This window comes from Massilia sp. CT11-137, from assembly GCF_047302885.1.
GTDB classification, from domain to species: domain Bacteria; phylum Pseudomonadota; class Gammaproteobacteria; order Burkholderiales; family Burkholderiaceae_D; genus Telluria; species Telluria orientalis.
This window is the reverse complement of record NZ_JBKYMP010000002.1, coordinates 1,969,420-1,987,518: the sequence shown is the minus strand read 5'-3', so window position 1 is coordinate 1,987,518 and position 18,099 is coordinate 1,969,420. Positions and strand designations below refer to the sequence as shown.

The 18,099-nt window shown below is 66.4% G+C and carries 11 protein-coding genes; 3 read left to right on the top strand and 8 right to left on the bottom strand.

The features are described 5' to 3' along the window. Positions 1-59: 59 nt before the first annotated feature. Positions 60-2,417: a WD40/YVTN/BNR-like repeat-containing protein gene (locus ACEN98_RS25585; RefSeq protein ID WP_413387669.1), complete on the bottom strand. Its 2,358-nt coding sequence runs from the start codon at positions 2,415-2,417 to the stop codon at positions 60-62. 253 nt (positions 2,418-2,670) lie between these two features. On the opposite strand from ACEN98_RS25585, the gene ACEN98_RS25580 reads away from it, so the two are divergent. Beyond that, complete coding sequence (locus tag ACEN98_RS25580) at positions 2,671-5,274, top strand: glycoside hydrolase family 3 C-terminal domain-containing protein (protein WP_413387668.1); 2,604 nt, start codon at positions 2,671-2,673, stop codon at positions 5,272-5,274. A 6-nt stretch (positions 5,275-5,280) separates the two neighbouring features. Here the strand turns inward: ACEN98_RS25580 and ACEN98_RS25575 are convergent, their stop codons facing one another. The 5 genes from ACEN98_RS25575 to ACEN98_RS25555 form a co-directional block, all read right to left on the bottom strand. Next, on the bottom strand, positions 5,281-6,828 hold the full coding sequence (locus ACEN98_RS25575; RefSeq protein ID WP_413387667.1) for an alpha-N-arabinofuranosidase: 1,548 nt from the start codon (positions 6,826-6,828) through the stop codon (positions 5,281-5,283). A gap of 16 nt (positions 6,829-6,844) precedes the next feature. Continuing rightward, positions 6,845-8,491 carry a DUF5597 domain-containing protein gene (locus ACEN98_RS25570; RefSeq protein WP_413387666.1) on the bottom strand — a complete coding sequence of 549 codons (1,647 nt, stop codon included), beginning with the start codon at positions 8,489-8,491 and terminating at the stop codon, positions 6,845-6,847. A 78-nt stretch (positions 8,492-8,569) separates the two neighbouring features. Next, positions 8,570-11,605: a TonB-dependent receptor gene (locus ACEN98_RS25565; RefSeq protein WP_413387665.1), complete on the bottom strand. Its 3,036-nt coding sequence runs from the start codon at positions 11,603-11,605 to the stop codon at positions 8,570-8,572. A 321-nt stretch (positions 11,606-11,926) separates the two neighbouring features. After that, complete coding sequence (locus ACEN98_RS25560; RefSeq protein WP_413387664.1) at positions 11,927-13,099, bottom strand: helix-turn-helix domain-containing protein; 1,173 nt, start codon at positions 13,097-13,099, stop codon at positions 11,927-11,929. 111 nt (positions 13,100-13,210) lie between these two features. Beyond that, a complete protein-coding gene (locus tag ACEN98_RS25555; protein WP_413387663.1) occupies positions 13,211-14,404 on the bottom strand; it encodes a XylR family transcriptional regulator in 1,194 nt (397 codons plus the stop codon). A 226-nt stretch (positions 14,405-14,630) separates the two neighbouring features. Between ACEN98_RS25555 and ACEN98_RS25550 the strand changes: the two genes are divergently transcribed. Then, the gene (locus ACEN98_RS25550) at positions 14,631-15,137 is read left to right on the top strand and encodes a DUF1993 domain-containing protein (protein WP_413387662.1); all 507 of its coding nucleotides are present in this window, start codon (positions 14,631-14,633) and stop codon (positions 15,135-15,137) included. Here the strand turns inward: ACEN98_RS25550 and ACEN98_RS25545 are convergent, their stop codons facing one another. Continuing rightward, complete coding sequence (locus ACEN98_RS25545; protein WP_413389088.1) at positions 15,138-15,407, bottom strand: DUF1289 domain-containing protein; 270 nt, start codon at positions 15,405-15,407, stop codon at positions 15,138-15,140. It abuts the gene before it with no gap. Positions 15,408-15,462: 55 nt separating this feature from the next. Beyond that, positions 15,463-16,032: a DUF1415 domain-containing protein gene (locus ACEN98_RS25540; RefSeq protein ID WP_413387661.1), complete on the bottom strand. Its 570-nt coding sequence runs from the start codon at positions 16,030-16,032 to the stop codon at positions 15,463-15,465. A gap of 428 nt (positions 16,033-16,460) precedes the next feature. Between ACEN98_RS25540 and ACEN98_RS25535 the strand changes: the two genes are divergently transcribed. Beyond that, a complete protein-coding gene (locus ACEN98_RS25535) occupies positions 16,461-17,834 on the top strand; it encodes a transglycosylase SLT domain-containing protein (RefSeq protein WP_413387660.1) in 1,374 nt (457 codons plus the stop codon). The last annotated feature ends 265 nt before the right edge of the window (positions 17,835-18,099 follow it).

Here is an 18,099-nt window from a genome sequence, read left to right as displayed (position 1 = left end):
GTCTCCAGGTATTCGAATAGAGGCCGGTCCCGTGTCCGACACGCGGGACCGGCGTTGCGTCAGTAGGTGTACAGGACGCCGCGGGCGGCGCCGGCGAAGTACACGCGGCCAGGCACGGTCTGGTCGGCCGCGAGGTTGCTGATGCCGGCGTACTGGTGCTGGTCGTCGTTGATACGGGTCCAGTTGGCGGCGCCGTCATCCGAGCGATACAAGCCCCATTGGCCGTTGATCACGCCCACGATATAGATCGAGGACGAGTATTTGGCGCCCGCCGGGGCCTTGCCGAGGGCGATCGACGTGGCGCCATAGATCTTCGGCTCGTAGTAGTTGCTGGGGTTCGGAACCGACTGGGTCACGTTTAGCTTGGTCCAGTTGGCGCCCGCATCGGTCGAGTGCAGGATACTGAACCCGTCCGCCAGCCAGATGTCGCCTTCCGCGTTCGGGTTGACGGCGATCGAGGTCTGTCCGAACTGGTTCAACGCGGCAATGTTCTTGAACGTGGCGCTCTCGGTGAACGTGCGGCCGCCGTCCGTCGACGTGTAGAAGTGCGCCGCGCCGCCCCATTGCGCCCACCACGCGCCGCCCGAGTCGTACGCATAGACCTTGTTCGGGTTCTTGCGGTCGGCCACGACTTTATAGCCGCGCGACACGCTCATACGGGGCAGCGCCGGCAGGTTCGTGTAGGTCCACGTGTTGCCGTTGTCGGCCGTCCACGCCGGTACCGACTCGGCCGGCGCCCAGACCGCGTTGCCGGCCTTCGTGACCGCGATGCTGCCCGTTTCGGACTGGTGCGCCTTCGCGTCCGGGTGGTTGGTCGCGAACTTGTTCCAGCTTACCCCGCCGTTGGTGGAGTAGGCGCCGACGATGTCCGGGTAGTCGTACGACCCGGCGCCGATGGCGGCGATGTAGTTGGGGTCGGACCATGCGGCGTCGATGCCGAATGCGCTGCCGAACCAGTTGCCCGAGGTGCGCGTGGGCGACTTGAGGAGTTCCGTCTGCACGGTGACGCCGATGTCGAGGCCGGCGCGCATCAGCGAGTAGCCGGCGCCCGGCGCCGGGGCCATCAGGGCCTTCGTCGCGACTTCCTCGACGCCGCTGACGATGAAGTTCCACGTCGGCTGCGCGGCCGACGCGTTGCGGGTCTCCCACACGCCGCCGCCGGTCACGTGCAGGACGCGGTCGGGATTGTTCGGGTCGATCTCGACGTCGTCCACCCAGCCGGAGTAGCCGCCATCGGTCGGGTTGCGCGGCATCAGGTTGGCGATTTCGCGCCAGGTCGCGCCGCCGTCGTCGGACATCTGCACGGCCGGCATGCCGACCCAGTTCCCCCACGTGTTGGTCACGCCCAGCGCGATACGGGTGTTGGCGCCGGTGCCGGACACCGACAGGCCGCCCATGCCGAAGCTGGACCACTGGGTGTCGTCGTAGCCTTTCAGCAGGGTCCAGTGGGTGCCGTCGAACTTGTACAGCCGGCACGGGCCGCCGGCGCCGGGACCCTCGCCCTTCGTGAACGCCACGTACATCATGCCGTCCTTCGCGCGCGCCATGTGCGGGATGATGTAGCCCTGCACGTCGGCCGGGACCGGAATGCTGGTCCACGACGCGCCGCCGTTGGTCGTCTTGTACAGGCCCGCGGTCAGGCCGGCCATGCCCGCGTAATCGGGCGCCACCGCCGTGTAGATCGTCTGCGTGGCGGTGCCTGTACCTTTGGTATCGGTGTCGAAGATCACCTGTTCGATGCCGACCGGGCTGCTCCAGTAGGTCGTGTCGATCTGCGCCTGGGTCATCGTCAGCGGCGAGAGCGACGTCACCTGGTTCCAGGTCTGGCCGCGGTCCATGCTCTTCCACAGGCCGGCCGTGCGCGTGGCGTAGAACAGGATCCTCGAGTCGTTCGGGTCGACCATCAGCCGTTCGCCGATCGCGCGGCCCTGGTTGTTGCCGCCCGCGGGGAACGGCAGGTCGACGTGCGTCCAGTGGCTGCCGCGGTCGGTGGAAATGTACAGGCGCGCGGTGCTGCTGGCCCAGTTGTACATGCCGGCGCTCATGTAGACGCGCTGGTCGTCGTTCGGGTCGAGCGCCATCGTTTCGCTGCCGTGGTAAAAGCCCTCGTCGGGGCCGAACATGTCCGTGATCGCGGTCCAGGACGAGGTGGCCGCATCCCAGCGGTAGGCGCCGCCGACGTCGGTGCGCGCATACAGCACGTCCGGGCTGGTCGGGTGGAAGATCAGGCCCGGCACGTAGCCGCCGCCGCCGAACTTCACGCTCGCGAAGCGGGCGGGCTTGATGGTGGGGGTGGCCGATCCGATGGTGCCCGCCAGGACGGTTTGACCGCTGCCGTGATCGGCGTTGCCGCCGCCGCAGCCGGCAGCGAGGCCCGCCACGACGCCGGCCAAGGCGATGAGTCGCATCTTGTGCATGTTTGTGTCTCCAGAATGATGTGATGTCGTACCGGCAGCGGGCACACCCGCCCGGATTCGATACATTCTGTGAGACTGTCCATACGGCGGCAATTTCGAAAACCCTCAGGCCAGCCACGAAATCCCGGAGCGTGCACGCGGCGCGACATGAAATTCCGCAGCGCCGGCAGAATTTTCACCAGCGGCGCCGGACGACGCCGGCGCGCGGCCGCACCGGTGTTAGCATCCGCGCGCCAACCCATCACCTACGCCCATGACACCTCGACATCTCTCCCGGACCGCCCTTGCCGCGGCGGTCGCCCTGACGCTGTCCCTGCCCGCCCTGGCCGCGCAGGCCGATCCCGCCGCGCGCGCGCACGCCCTGCTGGCCCGCATGACGCTGGACGAAAAGGCCGGCCAGCTGCAATCCACTTCACCCGCCATCGCGCGGCTCGGCATCCCGGCCTACAACTGGTGGAACGAAGGCCTGCACGGCGTCGCTCGCGCCGGCAACGCCACCGTGTTCCCGCAGGCGATCGGCCTGGCCGCCACGTGGAACGCCGCGCTCGCCGAACGCGTCGCGGACACCGTCGGCACCGAGTTCCGCGCGAAGTACCTGGAAACCGTGCATCCCGACGGCGGCGCCGACATGTACCGCGGCCTCACGGTGTGGTCGCCGAACGTGAACATCTTCCGCGATCCGCGCTGGGGCCGCGGCCAGGAAACCTATGGCGAGGATCCCTACCTGACGTCGCGCCTGGGCGTGGCCTACATCCGCGGCCTGCAGGGTGCCGACCCGGGCGCCCCCAAGGTATCGGCGACGGTCAAGCACTTCGCCGTGCACAGCGGGCCGGAGGCCGACCGCCACCGCGAGGACGTGCATCCTTCCCCGCGCGACCTGACGGAAACGTACCTGCCCGCGTTCCACGCCGCCGTCACCGAGGGGCACGTGCTGTCCCTCATGTGCGCGTACAACGCGGTGAACGGCCTGCCCGCCTGCGCCAGCGCTCCCCTGCTCAAGGACCTCCTGCGCGATGCGTGGAAGTTCCAGGGCCATGTCGTGTCCGACTGCGGCGCCATCGCCGACATCCACTCGGAAGGCGCGCACCGCTATGTCGACACGCCGGAGCGGGCCGTCGCGGTCGCGATCAAGACCGGTACCGACGTGATGTGCGAATTCGGCAACAGCCCCACGGCGACGCCCGCCACGACCGTGCGCGCCGTGCAGCAGGGCCTCCTGGCCGAGGCCGACGTCGACCGTGCCGTGCTGCGCCTGCTGGAAGCGCGCATCCGCCTCGGCCTGCTCGATGCGCCGCGCCCTTGGGCCGGCATCACGGCGAAGGATTACGACACCCCGGCCGGCCGCCGCCTGAACCTGGAAGCGGCGCGCCAGTCGCTCGTGCTGCTGAAGAACGACGGCCTGCTGCCGCTCAAAACGGCGCCGCGCCGCATCGCCGTGATCGGCCCGAACGCCGACAGCGTCGACGCGCTGGTCGGCAACTACAGCGGCACCCCGTCGAAGCCGATCACCGTGCTGGCCGGCCTGCGCGCCCGTTTCCCGCAGGCGCAGGTCACGTTCGTGGAAGGCACGGGCTGGGTCGCGCCGCCGCTGCAGGACGTGCCGGCGGACGCGCTGTGCCTGGACGCCGGCTGCGCCCAGCCCGGCGTGCGCACGGAACGGTTCGACAACCTCGACCTGGCGGGCGCGCCGGCCGCCGTCACGACCAGTGCGCAGGCGACGTTCCGCTGGGGCTGGCCGGACAACGTCGAGCGCAAGACCTCCACGCGCTGGAGCGGCTACCTGCGCGCCTTCGAAACCGGCCCGCATCACCTGCGGCTGAAAGGCGGCCAGGGCTATCGCATCCGCGTCGACGGACGCCTCGTCACGGACTTGTGGGACATCGCCTGGCCGACGTCGAACACGCCGGTCGAACTCGCGGCCGGCAAGGTGTACCGGATCGAGATCGAGGCCCGCCAGGCCGGCTGGGACGGCGACCAGAAGCTGCAGTGGACGCGGCCCAGCTTCGACGACACGGCCGCCCTGGAAGCGGCGCGCGCGGCGGATCTCGTCGTGTTCGCGGGCGGCCTGACGTGGCAGCTGGAGGGCGAGGAGATGTCGGTCAACGCGCCGGGCTTCGCGGGCGGCGACCGCACGAGCCTCGACCTGCCCGCGCCGCAGGAAGCGCTGCTCGAACGCCTGGGGGCGCTCGGCAAGCCGCTGGTACTCGTCAACATGAGCGGCAGCGCGGTGGCGCTGAACTGGGCCGACAAGCACGTGCCGGCCATCATCCAGGCCTGGTATCCGGGCGGCGAAGGCGGCCAGGCCGTGGCCGAACTGATCGCGGGCGACTTCAGCCCCGCCGGCCGCCTGCCGGTGACCTTTTATCGATCCGCCGCCGACCTGCCGCCGTTCAAGGACTACGGCATGCAGGGCCGGACGTACAAGTACTTCAAGGGCGAGCCGTTGTACCCGTTCGGCCATGGCCTGAGCTACACGCAGTTCTCGTACAAGCTCGCCGCGCCCGCGCCAAGGGCCGTGTGCGCCGGCTGCGCCGTCAAGGTCGCCGTCGACGTGAAGAACGACGGACCGCGCGCCGGGGACGAAGTCGTGCAGGTCTACGTCGCCAGGCCGCGGCCCGGGGCGCCCAACCGCACGCTCGTCCGCTTCGCCCGCGTCACGCTGCAGCCGGGCGAGAAGCGCCGGCTGACGTTCGACCTGGACGGCAAGGCCCTGAGCACGGTCGACGCGGCCGGCAAGCGCAGCGTCGAGCCGGGCCACGCCACCGTGTGGATCGGCGGCGGCCAGCCTGGCCCGCGGACCGCGGGCGTCGCGCTGAAGTTCGGCGTCAAGGGCCGCCGCAACCTGCCGTCGTTCTGACGCGCGCTACTCCTGCACGGCGACGACCAAGACGGACTTCGCTGGCAGGGACAGCACCAGTTTTCCGTCCCGGGCCGCGGCCTGGAACGGCGCGGGCCTGACGGCATCGGGCGCTGCGAACGTGTTGTGCGCGTCCATCGCGGCCGCCGTCAGCACGGCACCGGCCGCCCCGCGTGCGGCGGTGCCGCTCACGTCGACCGTGACGTCGGCCGCCTCGCGCGGGTTCGCGTTGACGAGGGCAAGATACAGCTTGCCGTCCTTGCCGCGCGCCGCCGACGCGCTGACGGCCGGGATCGCATCGGCACCGAACGTGTACAGCGGATTGTGCGCCAGCGTCACCGGCACCGAGACCGCATCCTGGAACGGCACGTACATCCGGAAGACGTGGTAGGTCGGCGTCAGCACCATCTTCGTGCCGTCCGTGCGGACCATGGCCTGCAGCACGTTCACCATCTGCGCAATGCTCGTCATGCGCACGCGGTCCGCGTGGGCGTGGAAGATGTTGAAGTTCAGGGCCGCGACGAGCGCGTCGCGCAGGGAGTTCTGCTGCTGGAGGAAGCCCGGCTTGCTGCCTTGTTCCGCGTCGTACCAGGTGCCCCATTCGTCGACGGCGAACATGAGTTTCTTCTGCGGGTCGTGCTTGTCCAGCTTCGCGACGTTGGCGGCGATGAACCCTTCCATGCGGCGCGTCTCGCTCAGCGTATGGATCCAGCGGCTTTCGTCGAAGCCGGTCGCGCCATATTTGCCGTTCGCGTCCGCGCCGGGCGACGTGTAATAGTGGAACGAGATGCCGTGGGGGCGCACGCCCCAGCCGCCGATGTGCTGGCTCAGGTACTCCGTCCAACTCGTATCCTCGTCGTGGCCGCCGGCCGCGATGAATTGCGTGTCGCCGCTGGGATGCAGGAAGGTCGCGTAGCGGCGGTAGGCGTCGGCGTACTGCTCCGGCCGCATATTGCCGCCGCAGCCCCAGGCTTCGTTGCCGATGCCGAAGAACGCCACCTTGTACGGCGCCGGGTGGCCGTTGCGGGCACGCAGCCGGGCGAGGCTCGATGAGCCGTCCGCCGTCATGTATTCGATCCATTCCGCCATCTCCCGCACGGTGCCGGTGCCGAGATTGCCGTTGACGTAGGCATCCGCGCCGAGCTGCTCGACGAGGTCGAAGAATTCGTGCGTGCCGACGGCATTGTCCTCGTCGACGCCGCCCCAGTTCGTGTTGATGCGCACGGGGCGCTCCCGGCGCGGACCGATGCCGTCGCGCCAGTGGTACTGGTCGGCGAAGCAGCCGCCGGGCCAGCGCACGAGCGGTACGTGCAGCGCCTTCAGCGCGGCCACGACGTCGTTGCGCCAGCCGCGCGTGTTCGGGATCGTCGAGTCGGGACCGACCCACAGGCCGCCGTAGATGCCGGTGCCGAGGTGCTCGGCGAACTGGCCGTACACGTAGCGGCTGATGACGGGGCCCGGCTTGGCCGCGTCGATCGTGATGCCGACCTGCGCGGCGGCGCATGCGGATGCCCACATGCTGGCGGCCAGCGCGCCCATGCGAATGATCTTCATGACGAGCACTCCCTCTTCAATACGCGCGCAGCCGGATCTTCAGGATCGTGGGCCGCGACGGCAGGTTGACACCATGGTCGACCTGGTCGCCATTCCAGTTGCGTTCCATGATCCAGCGCCCCTGCGGGTCGAACTGCCCTTCCTCCACGCGCGCGAACATGGAGCGTTTGCCCTCATTGGCGCCGGTGGGCCAGAAATGCAGGCGGACGTGCTGTCCGATCACGATGAACTCGTCGGCGCCGATCTGCGCGAACGCCGCGCCGCCGTTCGGGGCCGCCGTGCCGGGCGGGTAGTCTTCTTCCTTCGCGTCCTTGCCCATCGTGCCGAACTGCCACTCGCGGAACGAGGCGGAGACGCCCCAGTCCTTGAGCACCAGCGACTGCGGCTTGCGGTCGTCGCCTTCCGCGATGCCGGCCGTGCGGCCCTCCAGCGCCCATCGCCCCCACTGCCGCGCCAGCGGCGCGAACGCGGCATAGATGGTCCCGAACGGCTCGACCATGCTCTTGTCCGTGCGCTTGGAGCCCAGCGGATAATTGCTGTAGTCCGCGTAGTCGATGCCGAACGGCGCCACGCCGATCGCGCCGGCGCCGAGGATCCGGTAGACATAGCGGGCATACGTGGCCGCGTTGCCCATCTCCGGCACGAACAGCGCGTTGTCCGGGCGCTGGAACTTGTCCAGCGTCGCCGCCACGCTGTTCGATTGCGGCGCGTACAGGTCGGGACCGGCGACGTCGATGTGCGGGGCGGCGGCCTTGTAGATGTCGATCACGTCGTACGTCGGACCGCCGCTGGCGAAGTTGCCCTTCCACGGTGCCAGCGGTTCGAGCGGATCGCGCAGCGCATTGTTGACGAACATCGGCAGGTCGTACACGGCGCGTCCCGCCTTCGCGATCTCTTCGATGTAGCTGGCCACGGCCCAGGCGTGGAAATATTCGTCGGCATACGGGCCATACACCTCGGACCACGTGCCGCTCGCGGCGCCGGGCACGGGCGGCTTCTTGCGCGCGAGGACGGCCGCCGGCACCGGCTGGCGGAACGCCGCCTCGCCCCGCGCTGCGAAATCGCGCACGGTGCCGTAGGTGCCGACCTCGTTCTCGACCTGCACCATGATCACGGTGCGCTGCGCTTCGTCGATCTGCTTCAGGTGGCGCATCAGGGCGACGAACGCCTTCCTGTCGGCCGCCAGGGTCTGCTCGCCCAGCGGCGACAGGCAGTAGCTGGCCTTGCCGTCGCGGCCGAGCATGCGCGGGAAACGCTTGTCGTCGAACTTGACCCATTCGGGCGTGTACGCGGGGCCGGTGTTCTTCCAGGTGCCGAACCACAGCAGCACGAGGCGCACGCCGTTGCGGCGGGCCTCGGCCACGAGCGTGTCGACGTAGCCGAAGTCGAACTTGCCCTCCACCGGCTCGATCTGTTCCCACGCCACGGGGATCTCGAGCGTGTTGGCGTGGGCGTCCTTGACGGCGGCCCAGACCTTGGGCAGCGCATTCGGATAATTACTCGAATTGTGGGCCTGCACGCCCAGCATGGTGAATGGCTTGCCGTCGACCAGCAGCGCATGGTGGCCGTCCTGCTGGACCAGGCGCGGGATCGGGGCGGCGGCCAGCGCCTGGGTGGAGATCAGGACGAGCGTGGCCAGCAGGTGATTGGAGCGTTTTTTCATACGTGGATCCGTCGGGTTGAATGAAATGGCCTCCCGCGACCGGCAAAGGTCGGGGAGGCCTGTTTTGCGGCGGCGTGCTTAGAACGTGTAGTTCATCTGGGCGCTGAACGTGCGGCCCGTGTAGAAGGCGTTGTGCAGTTTCATGCCGACCTGTTGCTGCATGTACTGCCGGTAGACCTGGTTCGTCAGGTTGCCCACCTGGCCGCCCAGGCGGAGGTGCTCGGTGAACTTGTACTGGAAGCCCAGGTCGAGCTGGCCGTATGCGCCGCCCCACGTCGGCAGACCGTAGTTGACCGAGTAACCCTGGCCGTAGTTCGGGCTGTCCGGGTTGCGGTCGATGCCATCGTTGCCGGCCGTGCCCCACGAGTTGGTCGACTGCAGGTACTTCGAGCGCCAGCTGTACGCCAGGCGCAACGACACCGCATCCTTGTCGTACAGCAGCGCCACGTTGTACGAGTTCTTCGACAGGCCCACCAGCGGCATGTCGCCGAACACCCTGCCGTCCGTGTCGCAGCCCTGCAGGTTGCGGACCATGTTGGCCATCAGCGTGTCCTTCGGCGTGCACCAGGTGCCGTTGACCGGGTTGTGGTACGTCGTGCTGCTGTCGATGTACGTGAAGTTGCTCGACACGCCGAGACCCGAGAACAGGCCCGGCAGCTTGTCGAAATAGGTCTGGAAGCCCGCCTCGACGCCGCTGACGCGGGCGTCCATGCCGTTCACGGGACCCGTGACCATGAAGTCGTGGGTCGTTCCGGTGACGTCCTTCAGCGGGTAGACCGTCGTCTGCGCGATGATGACGTCCTTCAGCCGCTTGTTGAAGACGCCGAACGTCGCCGAGCTGGCGCGGCCGAAGTAGTACTCGGCCGTCAGGTCGAGGTTGGTGGCCATGACCGGACGGAGCGACGTATTGCCGCGCAGCTGGCCGTTGTACGCGATCGAGTCGACCACCGGCTTCTGGTCGTCGCCGGGCGGCGTGTGCGTCTTGATGTCCATGCCCAGCGTCGTGTAGGCCTGCAGCAGGTAGAAGTCCGGACGCGACATGCCCTTCGACAGCCCGAGGCGGAACTGCAGCTCGTCGCTGACCTTCAGTTTCAGGTTCAGGCTCGGCAGCACGCGCGTGTAGGTGCTCTCGAACGTCTGCTTCTCCGACTGTGCCGGAATGTCCGGCACGCCCGGCAGCAGCGGCTTGTTGGGCGGCGTGAACAGCGTGTAGCCGATCGACTTCGGATTCGTGCGCACGACGCGCACGCCGACGTTGCCGTCGATGGGATACGCGAGCTTGTCGAACGCGAAACGCAGCTGGGCGTAGGCCGCCTGCGTGCGTTCGTGCTGGTCGTTCAGGCCAATCGCATCGCCGAACTTCGGCGGTTTGTAGCTGCAATCGTTGTTGCGGCCGGTCGCGTTGGCTTCGTTGCACAGGGTCGTGTAGTAGTCGTGCAGCTTGTTGACGGCATCGACCGAGTTGGCCAGCGACGCATCGGGCACGATCACCGGTGCCGGCGACGCCGCGGAACCGCCGAAGAAGTTCTTGAACTGGTGCAGGCCGAAGCCCTGCGCGAAGCGCGGGTCGCCCAGGCCGGCGAACTGCGCCAGCGGCTGCCACGACTGGTTGCCGACCGCCCATCCCTGCGAGATCTGGACCCATTCCGAATCGTGGGTGGACTGCGTCACCGCCGAGCGGTCGGTCACGCGCACGCCGAAGCGCAGGTCGTTCAGGATCGGATGGTCGAACGTGTACTTGGCGTCCAGGCGCGCCGTGTTCATCTGCGCCTTCGCCACGTCATGGTGCACCTGCGTGAAGCCCCAGTAGTAGTGGGACGGATCGGCCAGGTATGCCCGCGACGCCTGGTCGAACGAGATCGTCGGCATGCCGCCGCGCAGGTCGACCGTCTGGCCTGGCACCCAGCCGCCCAGGCCCACCGTATTGTCGTAGCCGTCCGTCGTGGCCTGCACGTGCTGCAGGTCGGCCTTGAGGGTCCACGCGTCGCTGGCGCGCCAGGTGCCCGACCACGACACGTCGCGCGTGTCGGACGTGCGGCCGCTCGCGCGCGCATCGGTGCCGAAGCCCAGGCCCGTACCGAAGCCCGGACCGCTGTTGGTGGTGTCGTGCAGCGTGCCGGTCAGCAGGGCGCCGTTGGCGTCGTACGTGGCGCCCGGATCCAGCGACAAGGTGGCCGGGTTCGTCCCGCCGAAGTAGGAATGCTCGTCCGAGTGCTGCTTGTAGCGCGAACGCAGGAACGTCACGTACGAACTGAAATCGCCCTTCTTCCACTGCAGCGCGCCATACAGGCCGTCGCGGGTGCGGTCGAAGGTGTTCTGGCCCCAGCTCGCGGACGGGGTGACCCAGACGCGCTTGCCGGGCACGAGGTCGTCGCGCGAGCTGTACGGGGCGATCGACAGGCTGTCGCTCTGGTTCGCGATCTTCGAATGCGCGAGGTCGATCAGCACGCCGACCTGGCCGAACCGCGTGTCCCAGCGGTCCGAGTACAGGCCGGACACCGACGGCGGCGCGGTCTTCTGGCGCAGCGACGAGCGCGAGACCTCGGTCGACAACGCCACCTTGCGGCCCTTGGAATCGAACGGCAGCGCGGTGCGCAGGTTGACCAGGCCGCCGATGCCGCCTTCGATCTGCTCGGCGGACGGGTTCTTGTACACGTCCACGCCGGCCATCAGCTCGGGCGGCACGTCCTCGAAACTCAGCGCGCGGCCGCCGTTGGCGGAGAACGCGTCGCGGCCGTTGAACTCCGACCGGACCTGCCCGGCGCCCAGGCCGCGGATCGACACGCCCGTGCCTTCCGCCGCGTAGTGGTTGACGCTGTCGCCCACGCCCTGCTGCGGGTCGACCCGGTTCATCGTGCGGTCGATGCTCACGCCGACCACGCGCTGCAGCACTTCCGTCACCGATTTATCCGGCAGCTTGCCGATGTCGTCGGCGACGATCGAGTCGACGATTTCGTCCGCGTTCTTCTTGATATTCTGCGCCGAATCGAGCGCCGCGCGCTGTCCGTACACGACGACGGTCGTCGGTTCGGTCTGCGCCAGCGCGGCGCCGCCCGCCATCAGGGCGAGCTGCGCGACGCCGATGGCGATCGCTGTTTTCCTGGTATTGTTCACGTTATCAAGTCTCCGTGTTGTCTTGGATGTCGTCGCCGTCGAGCACGCGCGGCGATCGTATGCATTCTGATAGCCGCCCCTGCCCCCAGCAATTTCGAAATCCGTCAAGCGACCCACGAAAACACGGCGCGCCTGGGCGCGCGCGAAAAAAAAGGGACGGCCGAAGCCGTCCCTAACCCACTTGAACGCGGGAGGAGATGATGCTGCGCATCGAACGACGGAACGATGCGCGAGCCACCAATGCATTCTACGAACCGCCGCCCGGCGTCGCCAGAACGAAATCCGTCAATCGGCTGGTGAAAATCCGTGGGAGCGGGCGCGTTACGGCCCGGCGGATTCCGGTGCGCTGTCGCGCAGCTTGCGGAAGGTCTTCGGCGTGCAGCCGTATTCTTCCTTGAAGAGTTTGTTGAAGTACGAGACGTTCCGGTAGCCCACGGCATACGCGATTTCCGCCACGCTCGTGTCCTCCTTCGCGCCCAGCAGGCGCGCCGCCTCCGTCAACCTGAGCTTGTTCAGGTACGTGGAAAACGTGAAGCCCAGCTCCGCCTTGAGGATCTCGTTGATCTTGTTGCGGCTGATGCCGAGCGCGTTCACCGTGGTCTCGACATCCAGTTCCGGGTTGACGTATTCCGTCGCCATGAAGCGCAGGATGGCACTCTGCTCCTTGTCGCGGTGCAGGTCCTGGGACAATTGCTGGTAGGCGACCAGGGGAATGTCGCGCCGCATCTTGTCCTTCACTTCCGCCAGCAATGCCTGTGTATGGCGGCGGAAGAACCACAGGCCATAACCGGGCCAGGCGACGACCATGAACGCCGCGAACAGGTACAGGTAGCGCATGTCGCGCCCGGTCAGCGTCAGGTTCCTGACCTGGACTTTCGAGAGCACGCCGTAGGGACTCTGGAACGTGCTGCCGAACGAGAGCTTCGCGATCCGGGTCAGCGTGTGTTCCTGGCGCGCGAGGTTCTGCCCGTACCTGTCGAACCACCACTGGTCGGTCCGCAGGCGCGCCAGGTCGAGCTCGACGTGTTCGCCCTTCTTGTTGCAGAAAAAATAGGTGTACGGGGCGCGATAGGTATCGAACTGGCCGGGCACCGATACCTGGTCATCGAACATCACGAGGCCGAACGCCAGCGTGTTGGCCGGCGCGCAGTTGACGTCGAACTCCACGGCGCTGTAGCGGGACAGGTCGACGTGCGTGAACTTGCCGGCGCGGTCGCGGAACGCCAATTCCGCGTGGACGAACGGATACGCGGCCGCCTTGACGGACGTGAACTCGAAGCTCAGCGTGGCCGTGTCGTCGATCAGCCTGGCCGTCGAACGCCCGCCCACGGCCGAGTCGGCCATGAGCTCGGCGCGCCACGCCAGGCCGCTGTCCGCGGCGGGCAGCAGCGGAAGCCGGATCCAGGTGCTGCGGACACAGGCATAGCCGATGAGAACGCTCGCCACCACGAGACCCAGCAGCCCGGCGAGCGCCTTGTTGTAGAAACTCTGCATTACCTGCTGCCACCTCGACAAATATGGGCCTGGCGGCCGTCTTGCGGCCACATCAATATAATGACAGGTCGCCCATGGATTTGTCGAGATGCGCGCCGGGTGGCGCAGGCGTCAAGCCTGCAGCGCGGCCTCCTGCCGCGACGCCACGCGCTGCTGGTACTCCCGCGGCGAACAACCGAGCTCGCGCTTGAACACGGCGAACAGGTATTGCATCGATGTAAAGCCGCAACGCTGCGCCACCTCGGCCACGCTGCAATCCCCTTCCGCCAGCAACGCGGTCGCGGCATCGAGCTTGAAGCGCAGGATCTCGTCGTGCACGCTGCAGGCCAGTTCCTGCTGGAAATACGTTTCGAGGGTGGAGCGCGAGACGCCGACGTAATCGGCGACCTGGTCGCCCTTGATGCCCTGGCAGGCATACTGGCGGATGAAATGCCGGGCACGCATGACGCGGGGGTTCTTGACGGGCTGGTGGCTGCTCGACGTGAGCACGTTGATGCCGGCGGGCGGCACCAGGATGCGCGAGCATTCCAGATACGTCCCTTCGAGCAGCTGATGCAGCATCCGGGCCGCGGTGCGGCCGATCTCGTTCGAGCCCTGGATCACGGAGCTGAGCGGGATACACGACAGCATGCGTGCCAGCGGATCGTTGTCGATGCCGATGATGGCGACCTGTTCCGGTACGGCGATATTGGCAAACTGACAAGCCTGCAGCAACTGGCGCGCGCGGGCATCGGTGGCGGCAATGATCCCGATGGGTTTTGGCAGACTCTGCAGCCACCGTACCTGCTGCGCGACGTCCTCCTCCCAGCTGCAGGCACCCTCTCCGCGCAAGATCTCGACATCGAATTTGTCGCGCTGCATCAGGAACCGGAACGCCTTTTCGCGCTCGAGCGCCCATGGGTGCCTCGTCCCGTCGGGCAGGGAAAACAGGGCGAACTGACGCAATCCGACGTCGATCAGGTGGGTATAGGCGAGGTTGACGAGCTTGAAGTTGTCAGTCGCGACATACGGCACGTTGGCCGGATAATCGGCCTCGTTCGCGTACGAGCCCCCGACGGCGACGACGGGCACGCGGCTGTCGGCCAGCGCCGCGGCCACGGCCGGGTCGTCGAAGTGGGCGATGATGCCGTCACCTTGCCAGCGCGCAAGACTCGACAGGCGCACACGAAAATCATCTTCGATGAACAATTCCCACGATGTACGCCGGCTCGACAGGTAAGCGGCGATCCCGCCGATGACCTCCCGGGCGAACGCCTGGTTGGCATCAAATAACAAAGCAATGCGATGTGTTTTTGGGCACTTCATTGGCGACGGTCTCCATGTTGCGTCCTGGCTGGACGTCTCTTTTCAATCCGGCAATGTCCCAAAGTATCTTTTCGAGTGCGCTGTTCCCTGTAGAATTTTTTTAATCGACTCCTATGAGGATACGAATAGTTGAAGTTTTACATGCCAAAAGTGTTATTTGCGGGCGCCAAGCAGCAACGATGCAGGCTTGCTATCATCGGGCTCTTTATATATTGAGGAGGCATCGATGACACTTTCCCTGTACACGGCTTCGGTCCCCGTGTTCCGCCAGATCCTGGGCAGCCTGTCCGCCATCCTGACGAAGGCCGAGGCGCACGTGGACGCGAAGAAGCTGGATCCGAACGCGCTGCTGCAGGCGCGCCTGTTCCCGGACATGTTCCCGCTCGTGCGCCAGGTGCAGCTGGCGACGGATTTCGCCAAGGGCGCGGCCGCGCGCCTCGCGGGCGCCGAGGTGCCGCGGTACGACGATGTGGAGACGGATTTCGCGGGCCTGCAGGCACGCCTGGAAAAGACGCTGGCCTTCCTGGACACGGTGGCGCGCGAGGCGGTGGATGCCGGCGGCGACCGCGACGTGACGATCGGCACGGGCGCCAACCAGCGCCAGTTCAAGGGCCAGGTCTATTTATTGCACTACGCGCTGCCGAACTTCTATTTCCACGCCGCGACGGCGTACGACATCCTGCGCCATAACGGGCTGGACATCGGCAAGCGGGATTTCGTCGGCACGTTCTGATCAGGTATTGCGGCGCGGGTAGCCCTGCGCCAGGATGCGCTGCCACACGACTTCCTTCTGCTCGGCCGTCATCGAGACCCAGTGGGCCACTTCGACGACGGTCCGGCCGCAGCCGCGGCAGATGTCGTCGAAGGTGGTCGAGCAGACCGCGACGCAGGGGGTGTCGGGGCGCTGCGGGAGCGCCCCGACAGGGCGCTGCGGGAGCGCCCCGACAGGGCGCTGCGGGAGCGCCGCGACAGGGCGCTGCGGGAGCGCCCCGGCAAGTCGCACGGACGAGGACGCGGGCACCGTGTTCTCGTCCTCGGGGAGCGGTGCTCCCTGTGCATCAACGAGCGGGGCCGACATCGAGCTTGTCCCAGCCTTCATGGCCGAGCTTTTCCATGGTCTCGATATTCTTCTCGAAGATCTCGGCCGCATCGGGGATCGCTTCCACGGCGCGGTCGATGCTGTCTTCGCGCAAGAGCTGCAGCACCGGGTAAGGCGAACGGTTCGTAAAGTTCTCGATGTCGTTCGGGTCCGTGTCCGCGAACTGGTAGTTCGGGTGGAAGCTGGCGATCTGCAGCTCGCCGTCCAGGCTCATGTCTTCGACGGCGGCGTCGGCGACGTCGAGGAATTCATTGAAGTCCAGGAAATCCTGCAGCACGTACGGGTGGATCAGCAGGGTCGTGTCGACTTGTTCCGGGTCCGTGTCGGCCAGCAGCTGCAGCTCGTCCATCAGCGTGTCCAGCAGGGACTCGGGCGTGCGCGCATGCGCGACGACATAGCGCACCTGGTCCTTCACTTGCACCGCCTTCGCGAACGGACAAAGGTTCAGGCCGATCACGGCGCGGTCGACCCAGCGCCGGGTGGCGGCGATGACGGCGTCATCGTCCACGTTCTCGTTGGGAGTGCTCATTTCTTACTTTCAAAAAATACAAAACCGCGTCCTGCGGAGACGGCAATTGTACGCTTTTTGCGTCCTCTCATGGAGCATCCGACCAGCCGGACCAACTTGAAAGACAGGCTGGTATTACCCGGCAGTCCATGAAGTCCAGGTACAAATTTGACAATACCGGGCTCGTGAAAGCACCGATTTTCCTCTTGGAAATTTCATATACACCCAGGGGTATATATAAAAACGCTTGATCCTCGTCAGTCAAAGTCGAGATCGGCGGAACCATACCCCCGCATATATCGTCATAACGGGTGCCTGCGTTAGCAAAAAGAGTAGACAAGATTTTTTGTAACTGCGCCGACATACTTCTTGACTGACTCGGTAACTGGTCCGTACACTCCGACTTCACTCGTCAGTCCTGCCGTTCCTGGACGCAACACTGGAAAGCTATGAACGAAACGACTCGCTCCACTTACGCCCTGGCCATCGCGCTCCTGTCCGTCTCCGCGATCAGCCACGCCGCCGACAGCGCCCCGAGCCCGATCGCCCAGAGCAGCAGCAGCGCGGCCGCCATGGCCAAGGCGATCCTGCCGCAATCCCCGGCCCCGTCCAAGTCCGACGACTACAAGGACCCCGACCTGTGGGCCCGCATCCGCAGCGGCTATGCCATTCCCGACATCGACAACGCCCTCGTCGCCAAGCACGTGCAGTGGTACGCGAGCCGTCCGGACTACCTGACGCGCACCTCGGGCCGCGCGTCGCTGTACCTGTACCACGTCGTGCAGGAGCTGGAAAAGCGCGGCATGCCGACGGAACTGGCCCTGCTGCCCGTGATCGAATCCGCGTTCAACCCGCAGGCCCTGTCGAACGCCGACGCGGCCGGCATCTGGCAGTTCGTGCCGGGCACGGGACGCGACTTCAACCTGCAGCAGAACATGTTCAAGGACGAGCGCCGCGGCGTACTCGCCTCGACCGACGCCGCCCTCACCTACCTGCAACGCCTGTACACGATGTTCGGCGACTGGCAGCTGGCCCTCGCCGCCTATAACTGGGGCGAAGGCAATGTGCAGAAGGCGATCCAGAAGAACCGCGCGCTGGGCAAGCCGACCGACTTCGAGAGCCTGGCCGAGCTGATGCCGGCGGAAACCCGCAACTACGTGCCGAAGCTGCAGGCCGTCAAGAACATCATCGCCAATCCGGCCCAGTACGGCGTCGCGCTGCCGACGATCGACAACACGCCGTACTTTGTCGCCGTCGACAAGACGTCCGATATCGACCTGGCCGTGGCCGCCCAGCTGGCGGAAATGTCCGTCGACGAATTCAAGGCCCTGAACCCGCAATTCAAGAAGCCCGTGATCACTGGCGAATCGACCAAGATCCTGCTGCCGAAGGAAAACGCCGAGAAGTTCAACCTGAACCTCGCGCAATGGGGCCGCGCATTGTCCACCTGGACCACGCACAAGATCACGTCGGCCCGCGAAAGCATCGCTTCGCTGGCCGCGAAACTGGGCACGACCCCGGAAGTCATCCGCCAGGCCAACAATATCCCGCCGCAGATGCGCTTGAAGGCCGGCTCGACCATCCTCGTGCCGAAGACCAGTGCCACCGCCAGCAACGACATCGCCGAAAGCATCGTCGAGAACGCGTCGATGATGCTGGAAGCCGACCGCGGCGAGTCGCGCCGCAGCGGCCGCAGCGGCCGCAAGCTGTCCGGCGCCCAGCGCTTCAAGGCCAGCGCCGCGCATGCGGTAGCCGAGATCAAGAGCCGCGTGTCGCGGGGCTCCAAGCCGGCCGTCAACGCCAACGGCCGCAAGCGCCGTTGATATCGTGTCATTTTGACCACGCGACGGGCTCACGGCCCGTCAATACGCGCACAACTCGACGCATGCCGTGCACGCTCTTCAAAAGTACGGTATAGTGTTGGTTGTGCGCTGCAATAAACGCGTTTGAAAAGACTTCCGCGGCAGTTCACCGACAGTAGTACAACTAGCAGCTACGCAAGCCCTGGCATCCACGAAGGATGTCCTTTCATAAAGCCCTCCCGCCCTGCGTGCCGAAAATGGCACCGTCCCGGCGCAAAGCTTTTGT